Origin of the sequence: Halomonas sp. KO116 (genome assembly GCF_000734975.2) — a bacterium.
GTDB lineage: Bacteria > Pseudomonadota > Gammaproteobacteria > Pseudomonadales > Halomonadaceae > Vreelandella > Vreelandella glaciei.
Map to the genome: position 1 here is coordinate 1,557,588 of NZ_CP011052.1, position 17,982 is coordinate 1,575,569.

Annotated in this window: 16 protein-coding genes and 2 tRNA genes; 7 read left to right on the forward strand and 11 right to left on the reverse strand. The window is 54.8% G+C overall.

What is annotated here, in order from left to right:
* Positions 1–37: 37 nt before the first annotated feature.
* Positions 38–2,155, reverse strand: coding sequence for a carboxy terminal-processing peptidase (locus tag KO116_RS07175; protein WP_035560101.1), 2,118 nt, complete (start codon positions 2,153–2,155; stop codon positions 38–40).
* Between the two features lie 138 nt (positions 2,156–2,293).
* Between KO116_RS07175 and KO116_RS07180 the strand changes: the two genes are divergently transcribed.
* The gene (locus tag KO116_RS07180; RefSeq protein WP_035560105.1) at positions 2,294–3,601 is read left to right on the forward strand and encodes a M18 family aminopeptidase; all 1,308 of its coding nucleotides are present in this window, start codon (positions 2,294–2,296) and stop codon (positions 3,599–3,601) included.
* Positions 3,602–3,680: 79 nt separating this feature from the next.
* Here the strand turns inward: KO116_RS07180 and KO116_RS07185 are convergent.
* The 9 genes from KO116_RS07185 to KO116_RS07225 all read right to left on the reverse strand — a co-directional run bounded on the left by KO116_RS07185 (position 3,681) and on the right by KO116_RS07225 (position 11,072).
* Positions 3,681–3,757 (reverse strand) — tRNA-Met (locus KO116_RS07185).
* A gap of 77 nt (positions 3,758–3,834) precedes the next feature.
* A complete protein-coding gene (gene ychF, locus KO116_RS07190) occupies positions 3,835–4,926 on the reverse strand; it encodes a redox-regulated ATPase YchF (RefSeq protein ID WP_035560108.1) in 1,092 nt (363 codons plus the stop codon).
* Between the two features lie 105 nt (positions 4,927–5,031).
* Positions 5,032–5,619, reverse strand: a complete 588-nt coding sequence (gene pth / locus KO116_RS07195) for an aminoacyl-tRNA hydrolase (RefSeq protein ID WP_035560110.1) — start codon at positions 5,617–5,619, stop codon at positions 5,032–5,034.
* A gap of 155 nt (positions 5,620–5,774) precedes the next feature.
* Complete coding sequence (locus KO116_RS07200; protein ID WP_035560113.1) at positions 5,775–6,416, reverse strand: 50S ribosomal protein L25/general stress protein Ctc; 642 nt, start codon at positions 6,414–6,416, stop codon at positions 5,775–5,777.
* A 96-nt stretch (positions 6,417–6,512) separates the two neighbouring features.
* Positions 6,513–7,454: a ribose-phosphate pyrophosphokinase gene (locus KO116_RS07205; RefSeq protein ID WP_009287569.1), complete on the reverse strand. Its 942-nt coding sequence runs from the start codon at positions 7,452–7,454 to the stop codon at positions 6,513–6,515.
* A 58-nt stretch (positions 7,455–7,512) separates the two neighbouring features.
* Positions 7,513–7,587, reverse strand: a tRNA-Gln gene (locus tag KO116_RS07210).
* Between the two features lie 137 nt (positions 7,588–7,724).
* Entirely contained in the window at positions 7,725–8,579 is an 855-nt protein-coding gene (gene ispE / locus KO116_RS07215; protein ID WP_035560116.1) for a 4-(cytidine 5'-diphospho)-2-C-methyl-D-erythritol kinase, read from the reverse strand.
* A 9-nt stretch (positions 8,580–8,588) separates the two neighbouring features.
* Complete coding sequence (gene lolB / locus KO116_RS07220) at positions 8,589–9,236, reverse strand: lipoprotein insertase outer membrane protein LolB (protein WP_035560119.1); 648 nt, start codon at positions 9,234–9,236, stop codon at positions 8,589–8,591.
* A 72-nt stretch (positions 9,237–9,308) separates the two neighbouring features.
* Positions 9,309–11,072 carry a tetratricopeptide repeat protein gene (locus KO116_RS07225; protein ID WP_035560122.1) on the reverse strand — a complete coding sequence of 588 codons (1,764 nt, stop codon included), beginning with the start codon at positions 11,070–11,072 and terminating at the stop codon, positions 9,309–9,311.
* Between the two features lie 330 nt (positions 11,073–11,402).
* On the opposite strand from KO116_RS07225, the gene hemA reads away from it, so the two are divergent.
* The 5 genes from hemA to KO116_RS07250 all read left to right on the forward strand — a co-directional run bounded on the left by hemA (position 11,403) and on the right by KO116_RS07250 (position 16,145).
* Positions 11,403–12,716 (forward strand): glutamyl-tRNA reductase, encoded by a 1,314-nt coding sequence (gene hemA / locus KO116_RS07230; RefSeq protein WP_035560125.1) that lies wholly within the window; start codon positions 11,403–11,405, stop codon positions 12,714–12,716.
* Positions 12,713–13,801 carry a peptide chain release factor 1 gene (gene prfA, locus KO116_RS07235; RefSeq protein WP_035560128.1) on the forward strand — a complete coding sequence of 363 codons (1,089 nt, stop codon included), beginning with the start codon at positions 12,713–12,715 and terminating at the stop codon, positions 13,799–13,801. The genes hemA and prfA overlap by 4 nt, the downstream gene beginning before the upstream one ends.
* Entirely contained in the window at positions 13,801–14,661 is an 861-nt protein-coding gene (gene prmC / locus KO116_RS07240) for a peptide chain release factor N(5)-glutamine methyltransferase (protein WP_035560130.1), read from the forward strand. The genes prfA and prmC overlap by 1 nt, the downstream gene beginning before the upstream one ends.
* Positions 14,662–14,884: 223 nt before the next feature.
* Positions 14,885–15,385 carry an Lrp/AsnC ligand binding domain-containing protein gene (locus KO116_RS07245; protein WP_035560378.1) on the forward strand — a complete coding sequence of 167 codons (501 nt, stop codon included), beginning with the start codon at positions 14,885–14,887 and terminating at the stop codon, positions 15,383–15,385.
* Between the two features lie 4 nt (positions 15,386–15,389).
* The gene (locus KO116_RS07250) at positions 15,390–16,145 is read left to right on the forward strand and encodes a HesA/MoeB/ThiF family protein (RefSeq protein ID WP_035560133.1); all 756 of its coding nucleotides are present in this window, start codon (positions 15,390–15,392) and stop codon (positions 16,143–16,145) included.
* Between the two features lie 243 nt (positions 16,146–16,388).
* Here the strand turns inward: KO116_RS07250 and KO116_RS07255 are convergent, their stop codons facing one another.
* The gene (locus KO116_RS07255; RefSeq protein WP_035560136.1) at positions 16,389–17,156 is read right to left on the reverse strand and encodes a class I SAM-dependent methyltransferase; all 768 of its coding nucleotides are present in this window, start codon (positions 17,154–17,156) and stop codon (positions 16,389–16,391) included.
* A gap of 251 nt (positions 17,157–17,407) precedes the next feature.
* On the opposite strand from KO116_RS07255, the gene KO116_RS07260 reads away from it, so the two are divergent.
* Positions 17,408–17,887, forward strand: coding sequence for a metallophosphoesterase family protein (locus KO116_RS07260; protein WP_035560138.1), 480 nt, complete (start codon positions 17,408–17,410; stop codon positions 17,885–17,887).
* The last annotated feature ends 95 nt before the right edge of the window (positions 17,888–17,982 follow it).

Below are 17,982 nucleotides of genomic sequence, written 5' to 3' on the forward strand. Positions count from 1 at the left end.
GCCGGCGTTTTTTCTCAGTGTGCTTTAACCGTGCGTATTAACGCTTAGCCGCTAACCGCTGAGAATCCTGCAGATGGACGTAATCGAGAAGTATCTCTGCTGATTCCAGCACGTAGGCGCGATCGACGGCCAGTGCTTCATCCTCTTCGCTTTCGCTCTCTTGTGAGGCAGCAGCATCACTCTCTTCGCTGCCTATTCCTGCCGTGGCGTCTGTCCGAGCGTCCATCCACTCATCCAGCTCTTCCAGGCCCAGCGCACGGCGGCGTTGGTTTTCCAGTGAGAGCTGTTCGGCTTCCTGGGCTTCCATTTCACGCTCGCGCTGTTCGCGGTTTAAGCTCACGCTGGTGTGCTGTTCGCGTAGCTGACGAGCAAGTGTGGACTGGCGTTCAAGATAGCGGAAATTGGCATTATCCTGCGCACGTGCATCATGTTGGGTAATGAGTTGCTCCAGCATGTTTTCAGGTTCGCCATAGCGGCGATATTGAACGTTCTGAACGGTATCCCATGCTAGTGCGTTATCCAGGCTGCTTTCACCAATACGCTCGGGGTCGATCAGGCTGGGAAAGTCGATATCCGGCTCTACGCCGCGGTTCTGGGTGCTATCGCCAGAAATACGGTAGAACTTGGCGCGAGTTAGCTTGATCTGGCCATGGCTCAGGTCATTAAGCGTTTGCACGGTGCCTTTGCCGAACGTAGGCGTGCCGAGCACTAGGCCGCGACCGTAATCCTGAATAGCGCCAGCGAAAATTTCCGATGCAGAGGCAGAGAGGCGGTTCACTAAGACGCCTAACGGGCCGTCATAGAGCGTGCCTGCTTCGCTATCGCCGTAGAGCTGGATGCGGCCCTGGGCGTCGCGTACCTGTACGGTGGGGCCGCGATCAATAAACAAGCCGATCAATGAATTGGCTTCTTGCAGGGCGCCACCGCCATTGTTGCGCAGATCAAGCACGATACCTTCTACACCCTCTTCTTTGAGGCGTTCGACTTCTTTGGCAACATCGCGTGTGGTACTGCGATACTCCTCTTCACCGGCTTGCCAAGCGTCAAAATCAACGTAGAACGTGGGCACGTTAATGACCCCAAGGCGGTGCGGCTCGCCGTTGCGCTCGACTTCAATGATTTCACTACTGGCAGCTTGATCTTCAAGGCTGACGGTATCGCGGGTAATTTCAACGATCTGCGAGCGAGTCATATCGACTGCTTGGGCAGGTACTACATCTAAACGAACGATGGAGCCTTTAGGACCACGAATTAAGTCAACGACGTTATCCAGACGCATACCGACGACATTAACCATCTCGCCTTCTTCCTGGCCAACAGCGATGATGCGGTCTGCTGGTTCCAAGACGCCTGCGCGTTCTGCCGGGCCACCGGGTACTAAGCTTGCGACTTTAACGTACTCGCCGTCCGATTGAAGCAAAGCGCCGATCCCTTCAAGAGAAAGGCTCATCTGAATATCAAACGACTCACCCTGGCGGGGGGAGAGGTAGCCGGTGTGCGGGTCGATGCTGCCAGTGACCGCTGCCATTAGTACGCCAAACACGTCTTCAGACTCGGTTTGCTCCAGACGCGTCAGTTGGCCTTCATAGCGCTGACGCAGATTGGTTTCAATCTGTTCGCTGTCCTGGTCGGTTAAGGCAAGGGTTAAAGCGTCATTTTTGAGCCGTTTGCGCCACAGCTCGTCGAGTTCACTTTGCCGGGAGGCCCAGGGGGCGTCTTCACGATCAATCTCTAAGCGTTCATTGCTTTCAAAGTTATAATCAAGGCCTTCATCGAGCTGAGTAAGTAGCGACTCAACGCGGGTGCGTTGACGTTCACTAAACGCATTATACAAATTGAAAGCGTCATCTAGGTCGCCACTAAAAATGGCGTCTGCCATGCTGGTCTCTAAATGGCGGTAGGCTTCGATATCACTGCGCAGTAGGTAAGCGCGCTGACCGTCAAGAATATCCAAGTAGCGTTGGAAGGCATCCTGCGACCACGCTTCGTCAAAAGTAATATCAGCATAGTGGCCGTAGCGGAGTGAGTCCGCAATTTCCACCGCCGCCTGGCGTTGTTCATCGGTCGGTTCAAGTTGCGCTAAGGCGGCTGGGCTGGTGATGACCAGCATGACAGCCAGGGCGACCGAACGCGAAAGCGTTGCAAACAAGCTCATCAGTCAAGCTCTCCCGGATTTGTGTACACTCATTCTTCCCTAGACCCGCATATGACTCATGAGTTGCGTAGGTCGAGGGAGTATTGTAGCAGGTCACCTGCGTTCTGAGACTCAATCATTACTGTTATGAGGATTTCCATGTCGGAGACTTTCAACGCTGATCGTTTAACGCGGTTGTGCGATTTTCTGCGCCAATCACCAACTCCGTGGCATGCGGCGGGCAATATGGCTGCACGATTGGAGCAAGCCGGCTTTCAGCGGCTGGAAGAGAGGGCTAATTGGCAGCTCACGCCGGGCAAGCGCTACTATGTTATCCGGAATGACTCGGCGATTGTTGCGTTTCAACTGCCTGAGTCTGAATTAACGGCGCTGCGTATGATAGGTGCGCATACCGATAGCCCGGGGCTGCATCTAAAGCCTAATGCCACTCAGTGCTCAGCGGGTTGGCTGCAATTAGGCGTGCAAGTATACGGCGGTGTTTTGTTGGCACCGTGGTTTGACCGTGGCCTGGGGTTGGCAGGGCGGGTGCATGTGCGCCATGCCGATGGTCACCTGGAAAGCGTATTGCTCAATGTTGACCGGGCGATTGCCATGGTGCCGAGCCTGGCGATTCACCTTGATCGTGACGTGAACAGTGGCCGCCCGCTGAATCCGCAGACGCAAATGGCGCCAGTGTTAATGCAGAGCGAAACGGCGACGCTAGCCGAGTTGCTGGCCCAGTGGTTAGAAGAGCAGCACGGCCTGCGGGCAGTGGAAGTGGTTGATTTTGAATTAGGCTTTTACGATGTTCAGCCGCCGTCACTGGTTGGCGTTAAGCAAGAGCTGGTGGCCAGCGCCCGGTTGGATAATCTGCTTTCCTGCTTCATTGGTTTAGAAGCGCTTCTGGATTGCGACGGTAGTCAAGGGGCCCTGCTGGTGGCTAACGATCATGAGGAAGTGGGTAGTGCCAGCGCCTGTGGTGCTCAAGGTCCTTTCCTGGCGGATGTGCTAAAGCGCATTAATGGTCAGCTGGAAGGCAAGGGTAGTGATGAGTCACTGATTCAGCTGATTCAGTCGTCGCTGATGATCTCTTGTGATAACGCCCATGCGCTGCATCCCAATTTTCTCGACAAGCATGATGAGCGCCACGGTCCGGCGATTAACGGCGGCCCGGTGATCAAAGTGAATGCGAGCCAGCGCTATGCCACTAATAGTGTTACCGGCGCGCTGTTTCGTGATGTGTGTCGTGAAGCGGATGTCCCGGTGCAGTCGTTTGTAACCCGGGCAGATATGGGTTGCGGCAGCACGATTGGACCGATTACCGCTACCGAGTTAGGCGTACCCACCATTGATGTTGGTATCCCTCAGTGGGCGATGCACTCCATTCGAGAAACCGCGGGTACTAAAGATGTGGAGTACCTCACTCGCGCGCTGACGCAATTTTTAAACCGCACCACGTTGAGTTGATCGTATTGCGCCCACAGCCACAGCCGAGTTAAAGCAAAAAAAGCCCGCTGACAGAATCAGCGGGCTTTTCAATAAGCTTTGGTGGCTACGCCCTGATTTGAACAGGGGACCCCATCATTATGAGTGATGTGCTCTAACCAGCTGAGCTACGTAGCCTTTCAACGGGGGCGAATGATACTGATAACACTGATTTTAGTCAATGTTTTATTGCTGAGAATGTTGGCGTCGCCGTTTTATACGTTAAAACGGAAGTGCACTACGTCGCCATCTTTAATAATGTACTCTTTCCCTTCCAGGCGCCACTTGCCGGCATCTTTAGCGCCTTGCTCGCCACCCAGCGAAACAAAATCGTCATAAGCGACGACTTCGGCACGAATAAAGCCTTTCTGGAAGTCGGTGTGAATGACGCCTGCTGCTTCTGGGGCTGTTGCGCCTTCTTTCACTGTCCAGGCGCGAACTTCTTTAACACCGGCAGTGAAGTAGGTTTGTAGACCCAGCAGTGAGTACCCTGCACGAATGACTCGGTCAAGGCCCGGCTCATCCATGCCCATCTCACTCAGGAACATGGAGCGTTCTTCATCGTCCAGCTCGGCGATTTCAGCTTCCAGCTGATTGCACACGGGGACTACCAGCGCGCCTTCCTCGGCGGCAATTTCATTAACAATATCCAGGTAGGGATTGTTCTCGAAACCGTCTTCATTGACGTTGGCGATGTACATGGTGGGCTTCAGGGTTAAAAAGCCGAAGCTCTTAACCTGACGCTGCTCTTCTTCGCTCAAACCAAAGCTGCGTAATGGCAAGCCCTCTGCAACATGGGGCTGAATACGGTCAAGAATCGCCTTGGTGGCAATGGCGTCTTTATCGCCGCCTTTTACCGAACGTACCAGGCGCTGGCTGGCTTTTTCGACGGTATCAAGATCCGCAAGCGCCAGCTCTAAATTGATCGTTTCGATATCGGCGCGGGGATCGACCTGATTGGCTACATGGATAACATTGTCGTTATCGAAGCAGCGCACCACGTGGGCAATTGCCTGGGTTTCACGGATGTTGGCCAGGAATTTGTTGCCCAAGCCTTCGCCTTTGGAAGCGCCAGCGACCAAGCCCGCAATATCAACGAACTCCATGGTGGTCGGCAGTACTTTTTGCGGCTTGACGATCTCGGCGAGCTTATCAAGGCGCGGGTCCGGCATCGGAACGATACCGACGTTTGGCTCAATGGTGCAGAAAGGGAAGTTTTCTGCATCGATGCCTGACTTCGTCAGTGCATTAAATAGCGTGGACTTGCCGACGTTAGGCAGGCCGACGATGCCGCAATTGAAACCCATAAAATGTTCCTGAAAATAAGGTGGTAGGGCGTAAATATAATCGCCATTCTACGAGATGCGCTAGCCGTCAGCTACCGGCGTCACCTAGCCAGCTTTCGATAGCGTTTATTCTGACTTAAGGCTGTGTAACTGGTTCATCGCTTTGGCCCAGTCTCCCGCTAGCGCTAATGGCAACGTGGTGATGCACTCATCAATGGCGCGAGTGATCGCTTCTTGTTCGGCCTTGCCGGGCCGCCCCAGTACATAGTTAGTGACCTGGCGTGCCTCGCCAGGGTGGCCAATGCCGATACGTAGCCGGTGAAACTGCTTTTGATCGCCTAGCGCGCTAATGATATCGCGTAGGCCATTATGGCCGCCGTGCCCACCGCCAGTTTTGTAGCGTGCCTGCCCTGGCGGAAGGTCAAGTTCATCGTGGGCGACCAGCAGATTGTCGGGCGTCAGTTTGAAAAATTGGCTTAAGGCCGCTACTGCGGCACCACTGCGATTCATAAAGGTGGCGGGGTTGAGTAGGTGCAGCTCATGGTCGCCTAGGCGGACTTTGGCATAGTGGCCAAAAAACTTCTTTTCCGGGCGCAACTCTGCATGCGCGCTGTGCGCAATTGCATCGACCAACCAGAAGCCGGCGTTATGGCGAGTGGCGTCATACTCCGCGCCGGGGTTACCTAATCCAATAATGGCCTTTACCTGGCTCATATTCCCACCTCATACCCATTTCTAGGAGAAATTTTTGACATCGCGCCAGCGCCAGCCCTAAAAAAAATCAAGCGCCGAGGCGCTTGATTCTAACATCATGTCAGCATCACGAGAGCCATGCAGGCATGGCCCTCGGAAATGCTTAACGGGACTGCTTACTCGGCGTCGGAATCTTCTTCGCCTTCGCCTTCACCGTCTTCATCTTCTTCAGTACGTACTTTTACTTTAGTGACGCTCAGTACTGCATTGTCGTGCTCTTCACCGTGGGACAGGTCAACAGAAGTGACGCCGGCCGGCAGGGTAAGGTCAGACAGGTGCAGCGTAGTGCCAAGCTCAACAGCAGCGATATCGACTTCAATGAAGTCAGGCAGATCTTTCGGCAAGCAGCTGATCGCAATTTCGTTGGCCAGTACGTGCAGTTCACCGCCTTGGTCTTTAATGCCTACACACGCTTCTTCGCCCGTCACATGCAGCGGCACGTTCATGGTGATTTCGTGGGTAGCATCAACGCGCAGAAAGTCGGCGTGCGTTAGCAACGGCTTGAACGGGTGACGCTGCAGGTCACGAACAACCACTTGCTCTTCTTTGCCCTCGATCATCAGTTTGATGACCGAAGAGAAGAAGGACTCGTCTTCAATCGCTTTGTAGAAAGCAGTTTTTTCTACAGAGATAGACTGCGCGCCTTTTTCACCACCGTATACAACGGCAGGTACTTGCTGGTTCGCACGACGCAGGCGGCGGCTCGCACCTTTCCCCAGGTCGTTACGAACGCTGGCTTTCAGGATAAAATCAGACATGGAATTGCCTCTTAGTTTAAGTAAGGAAGACGCCACCGACCGCGACCAGACGCTGGCGTTTCCGTGGCCCCAGAAGGGGGCTATATCGTCAGGCGTTTAGTGGAACATCGCGCTGACAGATTCTTCGTTGCTGACCCGACGAATCGCTTCCGCGATCAGGCCGGCAACGCTCAACTGGCGAATTTTTCCGCTACGACGGGCAACGTCAGATAGCGGGATGGTGTCGGTCACCACCACTTCATCCAGGACGGAGTTGGTAATATTATCGACCGCTGGGCCGGACAGAATCGGGTGCGTTGCATAAGCCACGACGCGCTTGGCGCCGTGATCTTTGAGCGCCTCACCGGCTTTACATAGCGTGCCTGCGGTGTCGATCATATCGTCGACCACGACGCAGGTGCGGCCTTCAATCTCACCAATAATGTGCATCACCTGGGCTTGATTAGCCTGGGGGCGACGCTTGTCGATAATGGCGAGATCGGCATTTAACTGTTTGGCGATGGCGCGGGCACGAACAACACCGCCAACGTCAGGCGAGACCACAACAAGGTCACTGTAATTCTGGCGCTCGATGTCATCTAGCAGGATGGGCGAGCCGTAGACGTTGTCGACCGGAACATCAAAGAAGCCCTGGATCTGATCAGCGTGTAGATCCATGGTCATTACCCGGTCAACGCCTGCTTTGACCATCATGTCGGCAACCACTTTGGCGGAAATAGGTACACGTGCCGAACGCACACGGCGATCCTGGCGTGCATAGCCAAAGTAGGGCAAAACGGCGGTGATACGAGTTGCCGAGGCGCGACGCAGTGCGTCGACCATCAGGATCAACTCCATCAGATTGTCGTTGGTCGGTGCACAGGTGGATTGCAGGATGAAAACATCCTTACCGCGCACGTTCTCATTGATCTCGACTGCGATTTCGCCGTCGCTGAATTGACCCACCGTAGCGTTACCCATACGGCTGTCTAAGCTCTCGGCAATTTTTTGAGCGAGTGCGGGATTAGCATTCCCGGCGAAAACCATCAATTTTGACACGCGCAGCCACCTTTGCAGTGTTGGGAATCAGGGGTAAAAACGCAGGCCATTGTTGGGTTGGCTGGGGTACCAGGATTCGAACCTGGGAATGCCGCTACCAAAAAGCGGTGCCTTACCACTTGGCGATACCCCAGCAATAACCTAACGCGCTGACCGGGCGCTTTTAACTGCCCAGAGCGGGACTGTAAATAGCCCAGAGCGGGACTATAAACTGCCCAGAGCGGGACTATAAACTGCCCAGAGCGGGGTTATAAACTGCCCAGAGCGGGGTTATAAACAGCCCAGAGCATCATGTAGGGGAGAGGTGTTGAGTCCGCGTGCTACCCATGTCGGCCAACGTTGACCCGCTAATTGCGCGATTGCCTGTGCTGCTTGCTGCGTCTCAAAAGCAGCAAACAAACAAGCGCCCGTGCCGGTCAACCGACTAGGTGCGTGCTGTGCGAGCCAATCAAGGGCTTCCGCAATTGGCGGATAGCGTTCTTTTACGACGGCTTCACAGTCGTTGCGCCACTCCGGCGCTCCCCCCTGCAGTGCGCGCGCCATAGTAATGGGGCGGCTGTCACGTGTCAATTGGGGGTCTTGGAAGACGTCACGTGTAGACACACTTATGCCGGGATGAATAATGGCGAACCAAGGGGTATCCAGTGTCACCGCGGTAAGCTGCTCGCCCACCCCCTCAGCCCAGGCACTATGGCCGTGCACAAAGACTGGCACGTCGGCCCCCAGCTGCAGCCCTAAGCGTGCTAATTCGTCTAACGACAGATGAAGCTGCCAGAGGTGATTGAGCCCCACTAGCGTGGTGGCCGCGTTGGAACTGCCGCCACCTAAGCCGCCGCCCATGGGCAACTGTTTTTGTATGGAAAGGGTCGCCCCTAGTCGAGTGCCGCTGTGGCGCTGCAATAAACGGGCGGCACGCACAATCAGATTGTCATCGTGGTTTACGCCGCTGACCTCATGGGGTAGATGGATCTCTCCATCATCGCGAGCAGCCAGCATAAGGTGATCATTAAGGTCGATAAACTGAAAAAGCGTTTGCAGTGTGTGGTAGCCGTCTTCACGACGGCCCACGATATGCAGCATGCGGTTAAGCTTGGCCGGGGCGGGTAATGTAAGTTTCGCATTCATTTAAACGGTTTACTCGTCGCTGGCTTGCCACTGATTAACGACCAGCGTGATACGTACATCGTCGTAGTTCATGATTAACCGGCGCGGCAGCCACATGCCTTCAAACTGTTCCCAGTCGCGGTAGTCAATTTCCCAACCGTTTTGTGTCAAGTGGCTGGGGAAGCCGAGTTCATCGGTTTCCATCTGATAGTTGTCATTTTCGCCGGGTAGGCCGCGTACCCAGTCAGGCATGGCACTAACAGGCAGTGACCAGCCAAGCTGCTCATCCATTAAGGCTTCCGGCGTTTCTGCTTCAAAGCGTCCGTCACTATTGGAGAGCGAGAAGCGACCTTCACGGCCCTCAAGCACATTACGCCCGCCACCAAACGGTCCGCTGATCAGCATGCGGAAATAGTAAGGGGTCTGATTCCAGTCCAGGTTGGCGCTGACGTTCTCTTGCGAGGTACGCAGGCCCGCTTTGCCCACCAGCGTCCAGGTGTCGAATGCCTCTACCTCAGCCTGCTGCCGCTCCCACTGGCCTGCTTGTCGGCCACTTTCATCTACCGGGCCTTGCGAAGCGCACCCAGCAAGGAGTAAGAGAGTAAGACCCACAACCCATAGCCGCGGGGAAGGAAGTGCAACGGGTGAGCGTAAAGGAAGGGACGTCAGTGTCGGCATAAACAGGCTCCATGTTAGGTGATGACGGCGCAAGAGTAGCATGATCGGTGCGCTTAATCGGGTGGTGTAGCGTTAGGGTGTCTCTTGGGGTGTTAGTTCAGGATAGCGCTTAAGCAAATCGTCAATCTGCGGATGCAGGTTGGTTCGCTGCATAATCTGCTCGATCAGACGGCGCGCCTCTTCTTCACGACCTAGTGCCTGCAAGACCTCGGCTAAATGGGCAGCGACCTCTTGATCGGGTATCTGTGTATAGGCGCTTTCAAGCCAGGGAAGCGCTTCTTCTGGCTGCCCAAGGCGGAAATAGGCCCAGCCCATGCTGTCGAGTACGGCGGGGTTGTCTGGGTCGGCTTCGTAGGCGCGCTCAATCAGTTCAAACGCCTCTTGTAGGCGCCCAGGCAAGTTGAGATCGGCCAGCGTGTAACCCAGCGCATTGAGCGCTTCGGCATTGTCAGGGTCGGTGCGCAGCACTTGACGTAAATCAGCCTCCATTCCCGCAATGTCGCCAGCTTCCCAGCGGCGCATAGCGCGCATATAAAGCAGTGAAGCATCATCCGGTGTGCGGGTGATTTCACGGTCTAATAGCGCATTGGCCTCTTCGGTCTGATTGGTTTCGTCCAACAACTGAACTTCGAGCATCACCAGCTCGGTAAAATAGCTGTCAAAACGCATCCGTTCGATACGCAGAAAGGCACGGGCATCAAGCAGGCGGTCTTCTTCAATCAACATTTTCGCCGCAGCCGCGCGAGCGGGCACAAATTCATCCCCCTCGTTGACTTGGCGGTAATAAAGTAGCGCGTTGTCGGTATCACCTTGGGCCTGGGTAATTGCCCCGAGCAGGTAATAGGCTAGATTCGGCACCTCTGGCTGGCCAATCAGCGGCTGCAGCAGGCGTTGGGCGGGTTCGGGGTGCCCCTCTTCCAGATACAGCTGTGCCAGCGATAAACGTAGATCCTGGTTACCGCCATGGCTCTCCAGCAGTGCGTTAGTTTGCGTCTCGGCCGCACTGATGTTGTTGAGGCGAATCTCTGCCTGGGCCAGTAGCAAAATAAATCGCACATCGTCAGGCGCGAGTTCCAAGCCCTGTTGTGCCGCCCGCTGAGCAGCCGAGTAGTCTTCTGTCTCTAGCGCAAGGCGTGCTCTTACTAACCATAATGCCGCTGATTCAGGGTCCAGCAGCGCGACTTGATCAAGCCGCCGCTGGGCAACGGCGGTGTCGCCAAGGGCGGCTTCAATCAGTGCTGTGCCCAGTAGGACATCGCTGTGATGTTCTAACTGGTCAGCGTTGGGCTGGGCTAAATGCTCTCGCAGTTGCTGGGCGATCAGCGTCAATGGCGCCTCTTCAGCCACCGCGATCTCTGCAAAGGCGGTGACATCGCCGTGACCGCCAGCTTCAACAATAGCAATGCGCTGTTCAAGGCTGTCGAGCCAATCGCCGCGCTGTAGCGAAAAAGCCGCCAACAGGCGATTGGGTGCTTCTGCCTGGGGGGCAAGTTCTCGCCAGCGAAGCGCGGAAGCTTCTATTAATGAGGCTTCATTGCCAAAGCGGGCTGCGAAGGTGGCACGTTCGGCAAGCGCTGGCTCGCGATAGCGATTAGCCGCTTCTAGGTAGCCCTGGCTTGCGTAACGGTAGTCGCCACGCTGGCCAGCAAGCTCGGCGCCGAGCAGCGTGCTTAGCCCAGCGGCATCCAAGCCACGGGTGATCGGCGGCGCATTGCGCATCGGATCGTCGGCCCAGGTGCCGAGGGGGCCATCTTGTGGGCTAGGCGTAGATTGGCAGCCGCTCAGCAGCAGAACAGCAGAGGCAGCCACGGGTAGTAGTATCGAATGCCGTAACATAGAGCTCACTAATGAGAAGCCTGAACAGGTAGAGCCCATTAATACAGGGCCCGATAATGAAAAGCGAGGTCGCATGCGTCTCTCGATTAAGTGGCCGAATGCTCAGCATAGCGGCTTGCCTGCCTGCGGCAAAGTGGTGTGGGCCAGATGATAGCCTGCTGTGATAGAATGTTCCTCCTTGAAAAAGTGGTCAGCAATCTTTATGCCTATTTTATAGGCAGCGCTTGAACCACACCAAAGACTTGTTTGAGCAAGCCCTAATTGACGGTGCGGCCGCTTTAAGACCGGCGGTCGGCGAAAGTCCGACACACTAGCGAAGACGCATAACGCATGACGCTTCTTGCCCTGGGAATAAATCATCGTACCGCCAGCGTGGCCGTGCGTGAGCAGGTGGCTTTTTCGCCCGCGCAGCTTGACACTGCGCTGGCTGAATTACGCAATCTGCCACAAATTAGTGAAGCGGCGGTGCTATCGACCTGCAACCGCACGGAGCTTTACTGCGTCACGGATGCGGCTGGCGAGCAGGCGGTACTCAATTGGCTCGGACGCTTTCATAACTTACGCGTCGATGAGCTGACCCGCTGTGCCTACCACTATCTAGACAACGATGCGGCGCGCCATTTAATGCGCGTAGCGGTTGGCCTGGATTCCATGGTGTTGGGCGAGCCGCAGATTCTGGGCCAGTTGAAAGATGCCTATCAACAGGCGCGCGAGTCGAAAGGGTTGGGCGGTGAGCTTGAACGCCTGTTCCAGCACACCTTTGCGGTGGCCAAACAGGTACGTACCGAAACGGGTATTGGCAAAAACCCTGTCTCAGTGGCCTACGCGGCGGTCAGTATGGCCAGCCGCATTTTTGATGATTTTAGCCGTTCACGTGCGTTACTTATTGGCGCTGGTGAAACCATCGAACTGGTCGCTCGGCATTTACACGAAGCCGGTGTTCGCCAGCTTACTGTCGCCAATCGCACCCGCGAACGTGCCGAGCTCGTGGCAGGCCCCTTGGGGGGTACGGCGATTACCCTGCAAGAAATTCCTGAAGCCCTTGAGCATGCCGATATCGTCATCTCTTCCACCGCGGCCCCGCTGCCTATCCTCGGTAAAGGGATGGTGGAGCGGGCGCTCAAGAAGCGTCGTCATCGGCCGGTATTTATGGTCGATATCGCCGTGCCGCGTGATATCGAACCCGAAGTGGGCGAGTTGGCCGATGTATTCCTCTATACCGTTGACGATCTGGAAGAGGTGATTCAAGAGAACCGCCGCCATCGCCAAGTCGCCGCCGATCAAGCCGAGTCGTTGATTGAACACGGGGTGGGCAGTTGGCAGCATGAGCGACGCATTCGCAACGGCGGAGAGTTGATTCGCGACTATCGTCAGCATGGCGAGGCGCTGCGTGATCTTTCACGCGATCAAGCGTTAGAGCGGCTGGCGCGCGGTGAAGACCCTGCTAAAGTCATTGAGCGCTTGGCGCATCAATTGACCAATCGCCTGTTGCACCAGCCGACTCAAGCCATACGTGATGCCGCATCAGAAGAGCACCACGAGTTGCTGAATGCCGCGCCGCGCCTGCTGTTGCCCATAAAACCAGCCTTTGAAACCACGCCAGCGCCCCCGGTTAAACGCCAGAAGGATGATACGCCCGCATGAAAGAGACTTTGCGCCAACGCTTAGACAGCTTTACAGAACGCTTTGAAGAGCTGGCGATGCTGCTGTCTGATCCTGAAGTGATCAATAACCAGCAGCGCTTTCGCGACTACTCACGAGAATACTCCGAGTTAGAGGAGCTGGTGGCCGCGTGGCAGCGCTATCGTGACATCGAAACCAATATGCATGAAGCCGAGCAGCTTAGCCGCGACAGCGACGCTGACATGCGCGAATTGGCGGAGATGGAACTGAGCGAAGGGCGTGAGCGGTTAGAAGAATTAGATATCGAGCTTAAGCGTCTGCTGGTGCCGAAAGACCCTGACGATGGGCGTGGGGTGTTTTTAGAAGTACGCGCAGGAACCGGCGGCGACGAGGCTGCTATCTTTGCCGGTGATCTGTTCCGCATGTATTCGCGCTATGCGGAAAAGCGCGGTTGGCGGGTTGAAATCGTCAGCGCCAGCCACGGTGAGCAGGGCGGTTACAAAGAGATCATCTCCCGGGTGAAGGGCGATGGTGTTTACGCCCAGCTAAAATTTGAATCCGGCGCCCACCGGGTTCAGCGCGTACCGGCGACCGAATCTCAGGGCCGTATTCACACGTCTGCCTGCACCGTCGCGGTCATGCCAGAAGTCGAGGACGTTGGCGATATCGATATTAACCCTTCGGATCTGCGCGTGGACACCTACCGCTCCAGTGGTGCCGGTGGCCAGCACGTTAACACCACGGACTCTGCGATCCGCATTACTCACCTGCCTACCGGCGTGGTAGTGGAATGCCAGGAAGAGCGCAGCCAGCATAAAAACCGTGCCAAGGCGATGTCGCTGCTGGCAGCCAAGCTCAAACGCAATGCGGTAGATTCCCAGCGTCAGGAGCAAGCCGATGCCCGCCGCTCGCTGGTGGGCTCGGGGGATCGCAGCGAGCGCATCCGCACCTACAATTTCCCGCAAGGTCGCATCACCGATCATCGCATTAACTTGACCCTGTATAAACTGAATGAAGTGGTCAGTGGCGAGCAGTTGGACGATGTGATTAATCCGCTGATTCACGAGTATCAAGCGGAACAGCTTTCAGCCCTTCAGGACGTCTAATGTCGCTTGATGCGCTGTTGAAACAGGCGGCACAACGGTTACAGGCGGCGGGGTCTACCTCGCCGCGTGTGGATGCGGAAGTGCTGATGTGCCATGTGCTTGAGCGGGATCGTACATGGCTTTACACCTGGGGCGATAAAATGTGTTCCTCACAGGAGCATTCGCGCTTCGATGCGCTCATTGGCGCACGTGCCCAGGGCACGCCAGTGGCCTACCTAACCGGCGAGCGTGAATTCTGGGGGCTGCGCTTAGCGACCTCTCCCAATACGTTAATTCCTCGTCCCGATACTGAAACGTTAGTTGAGCTTGCGCTTAGTCGAGCAACTTTGCCCACTGGCCGTCTGCTTGACCTTGGAACCGGCACTGGCGCCATTGCGCTGGCGTTTGCCAGTGAGCAGCCCGATTGGCAAGTGCTAGGCGTCGATGTGCGCGATGAGGCGGTCGAGCTGGCAGCAAACAACGCGAAAGCCTTGGGTATTACCAACGCCCATTTTCTGTTGAGTGATTGGTTCGGCGTGCTGGAAAGCGATGCTAAGGCCGGTACGCTTTTCGATATTATCGTTAGTAACCCGCCTTATATTGCTGCCGATGACCCTCACCTTGCCGAAGGCGATGTGCGTTTTGAGCCTCGCTCGGCGCTGGTTGCAAACGCTGATGGCATGGCGGATTTGTTGCACTTGGTGCAGTCCGCTCGGCACTATTTGACAGCGTCCGGCTGGCTGTTGCTTGAACACGGTTATACACAGGCGGAGAAGGTACGCAGGGCACTGAGCAGTGCTGGCTACCAGAACGTTGAAAGCGTGCGTGACCTGGGAGGCCATGAACGGGTTACCCTAGGCCGCCTAATAACAGCCACTTAAACTTAACGGGTTAAAACGACAGCGCTAACATCAACAACCGCTGCAAATCCTCAAGCACTGATGTTGAGAGGCTACTTTAATAACTAACTGTTTGATTAGAATTTGTATATAAGTGGTCTGCCCACTCAGCGCCATTTAGTACAACCCTTAGCATGGGGCTCGCATGAAGGGCTCTGGCTTGAAGGACTTTGGCATTAAGGACTTTGGCATTAAGGACTCTGGCATGAAACCTAAAAATAGAACGCTGGACCGTATCGATCTTAAAATCCTGCACTGCTTGCAGGACAATGCGCGTATTTCGTATGTTGATTTGGCCTCGGAAGTAGGGTTATCCACAACCCCTTGTCTTGAGCGGGTCAAGCGCTTGGAGAAGGCTGGCATTATCCGTGGCTATCAGGCAATTCTCGATCCGCGTGCCTTGAAGGCCAATTTATTAGTCTTTGTCGAAATCAGTTTAGAAACACAATCGCCCGCCGTATTTGATGAATTCCGCCGCGCGGTCGAGAAACTACCCCAGATTCAAGAGTGTCATTTAGTATCAGGTCAGTTCGACTACATTTTAAAGTGCCGTATTCCCGAAATGTCGGCCTATCGCCAACTGTTGGGCGATGTGGTGTTAACGCTTCCTGGGGTGAAAGAGTCAAAAAGTTATGTGGTGATGGAAGAGGTGAAAGAGAGCTTCAATTTGCACATCCCCGCCTTCGAGGAATTTGAGGATAAATAAGCCGATGATGGATGATCAGGCGCTGCTGCGCTATAGCCGTCAAATCATGCTGCCCGAAGTGGATATAGAGGGCCAAGAGCGCCTGCTATCTGCTCACGCCGTGATTATTGGGGCAGGTGGCTTGGGCTCGCCAGCGGCGCTTTATTTAGCGGCTGCTGGGGTAGGGCGGATCACCATCGCGGATGCCGATCACGTCGAACTTTCTAATCTTCAACGCCAAATTGCCCATCAGCAGGCAAGCGTAGGAGTAAATAAAGCCCGATCCGCCCAGGCCAGCATGCAAGCGCTTAATCCGTACTGTGACATCGTGGCGATAGACCAGCATGTAGAAGGCGCAGCGCTTGAGCGCTTAGTGGCTTCAGCGGACGTGGTACTGGATTGTACCGACCGTTTTTCAAGCCGTTATGCTGTCAATGCGGCGTCACAAAAGGCCGGCGTTCCATTGATTTCCGGCGCAGCCATTCGTTTTTCAGGCCAACTGGCCGTCTTTGACCCTCGCAATGCCGAGTGTCCTTGCTACGCTTGCTTATATCCACCCGATGACAGTGGTGACGAAGCTCTTAGTTGCGCAGAGAGTGGGGTCATGGCGCCACTGGTAGGCTTGATCGGCAGCTTTCAAGCGGTTGAAGCCTTCAAACTACTAAGCGGCGCAGGCACTGCTCACCAGGGGCTGTCCACTTTTGACGGTTTAAGCGGACAATGGCGGCATTTTCAAGTTCGCCGTGATCCCGCTTGTAGCGTATGTGCCCAGTACCATTAGGCATGCAGATAACAACAAGGCTCCTATCACCCGTTTACGCTTCAGTTTGATCGTGCTGGACAGCTTGGCTCTTAGTCGCGGCAGGTTTGTCGGGAGTTGATTTTTAGGGGGCACCGTCAGTACTGCTCAGAGGTGAGGACTTTTTAGCGCTGACTGAACTATCATTAAAAGTACTTTTTAATCTCTCGTTGTCAGGGTTCATATTGATATCGGGGGCTTTTTTATTTAGAAGCTTGTCAGGTTTTATGCCCAGGCTGAAACGCGCAGACGTACATAATCGGCTGTCCAGTTTCCTTGCGCATCCCGTAGGCTGTGGCCTAAAAGCGTTAAGGTATTTTCCAGCACGGCCTCCCGCACATCTTCATCAAGCCCATGTAAAAACGGGCTGGCAAACGTTTCAAGCCATCCAATCATGCCCGTAGGCAAGGGAGTGGGGCGAGGAATCAGCTCAATGCTTTCTACTTTGAAACCTACGGTTTCCAGTCTATGGCCGTACTCATGTGTGGTAGGAAAGTACCAGGGATGGCGTCCGCGCGCACTAATGCCACGGAACTGCAAGGCTGCAATCAGGGCGGTGCAAATAGCGGCGACATTGCCATGGCCACCAAACTCGGCCACAAACCGGCCCCCTGGCTTCAACGCCCGCTTAACCCCTGCCAAAACAGCCTGAGGGCCAAGCATCCAGTGCAGCGCCGCGTTGCTAAACACGGCGTCAAATTCATGATCAAAGGGCAACTGATGGCCATCGACCACGCGTGCGGTAATCCCGCGCCGTCGTGCTGCCTCCACCATCTCTTCTGAGGCATCGATCCCTAGTACATCAGCCCCTAATTGCACTAAGCGCTCTGTCAGCGCGCCATCGCCACAGCCAAGATCCAAAATGCGTTCGCCGGGTTGAGGCGCTAACAGCTTGACGACTTCGCTGCCTAGCTTAGGTACAAAATCAGCATTCTTGGCGTAGCCGTTGGCGTTCCACTTTTGCCCGGGTGCGTTTGGAGAAATATTGGTCATGTCGGCTTCCTGGCGTCGTTATCATTCCATCAAGGGGCAGTCATATAATGATAGCCATCATAGTATAGCTTGCTGTTGCTTAATCTATTAGATAGATAAAAATCTAAAACAATGACATCACGACATTTCCGCTTATTTAAAAATATGATCTATTTAAGTAATGTTACGTAGCGTTCTATCAATAAAAGCGACGAAATTGTTACTACAACAAAGTTCAAAAAAGCGAGAAAACCGTATTAATGAACTCATCAATGCCGAGTTACAACATTGCTTCTCCCGTCGGACTTATTGCCGATACTCACGGGTTGTTGCGTGATGAAGCACTTGTTCTGCTGCAGGGGTGCGAGCTAATACTGCACTTGGGAGACGTGGGCAACAAAGAAGAGGACAAAGCGATCTTGGAACACCTGGAAGCTCTGGCGCCGGTTCACTGCGTGCAGGGCAATATCGACACGGCAACATGGGCGGGGAGCTTGCCGGTGCATCAGGACATTATGGTCAATGGCCGTCATCTGCACCTTGTTCATCGTTTAGCGGATTTTGACCCATCGCTCCCATACGATGCCGTTCTGCACGGCCATTCTCACAAACCTCGCAACGAAACCCAGTCAGGAAAGTTGCTCTTTAATCCAGGTGCGGCGGGAAAGCGTCGGTTTAAGCTTCCCATTACGTTAGGCAAATTATGGATTGATCAACGCGGTATACGCGGGGCGATAATACATTTGTTGTAATTTGTTCTGTCGCGTAGCTCTCCAGCGGTTGCCATTGGCACCAAGAAGAGGCCGGTAAAAGGCAAGACCCAGGCTCTCCTGCTACGCTTTTTCTT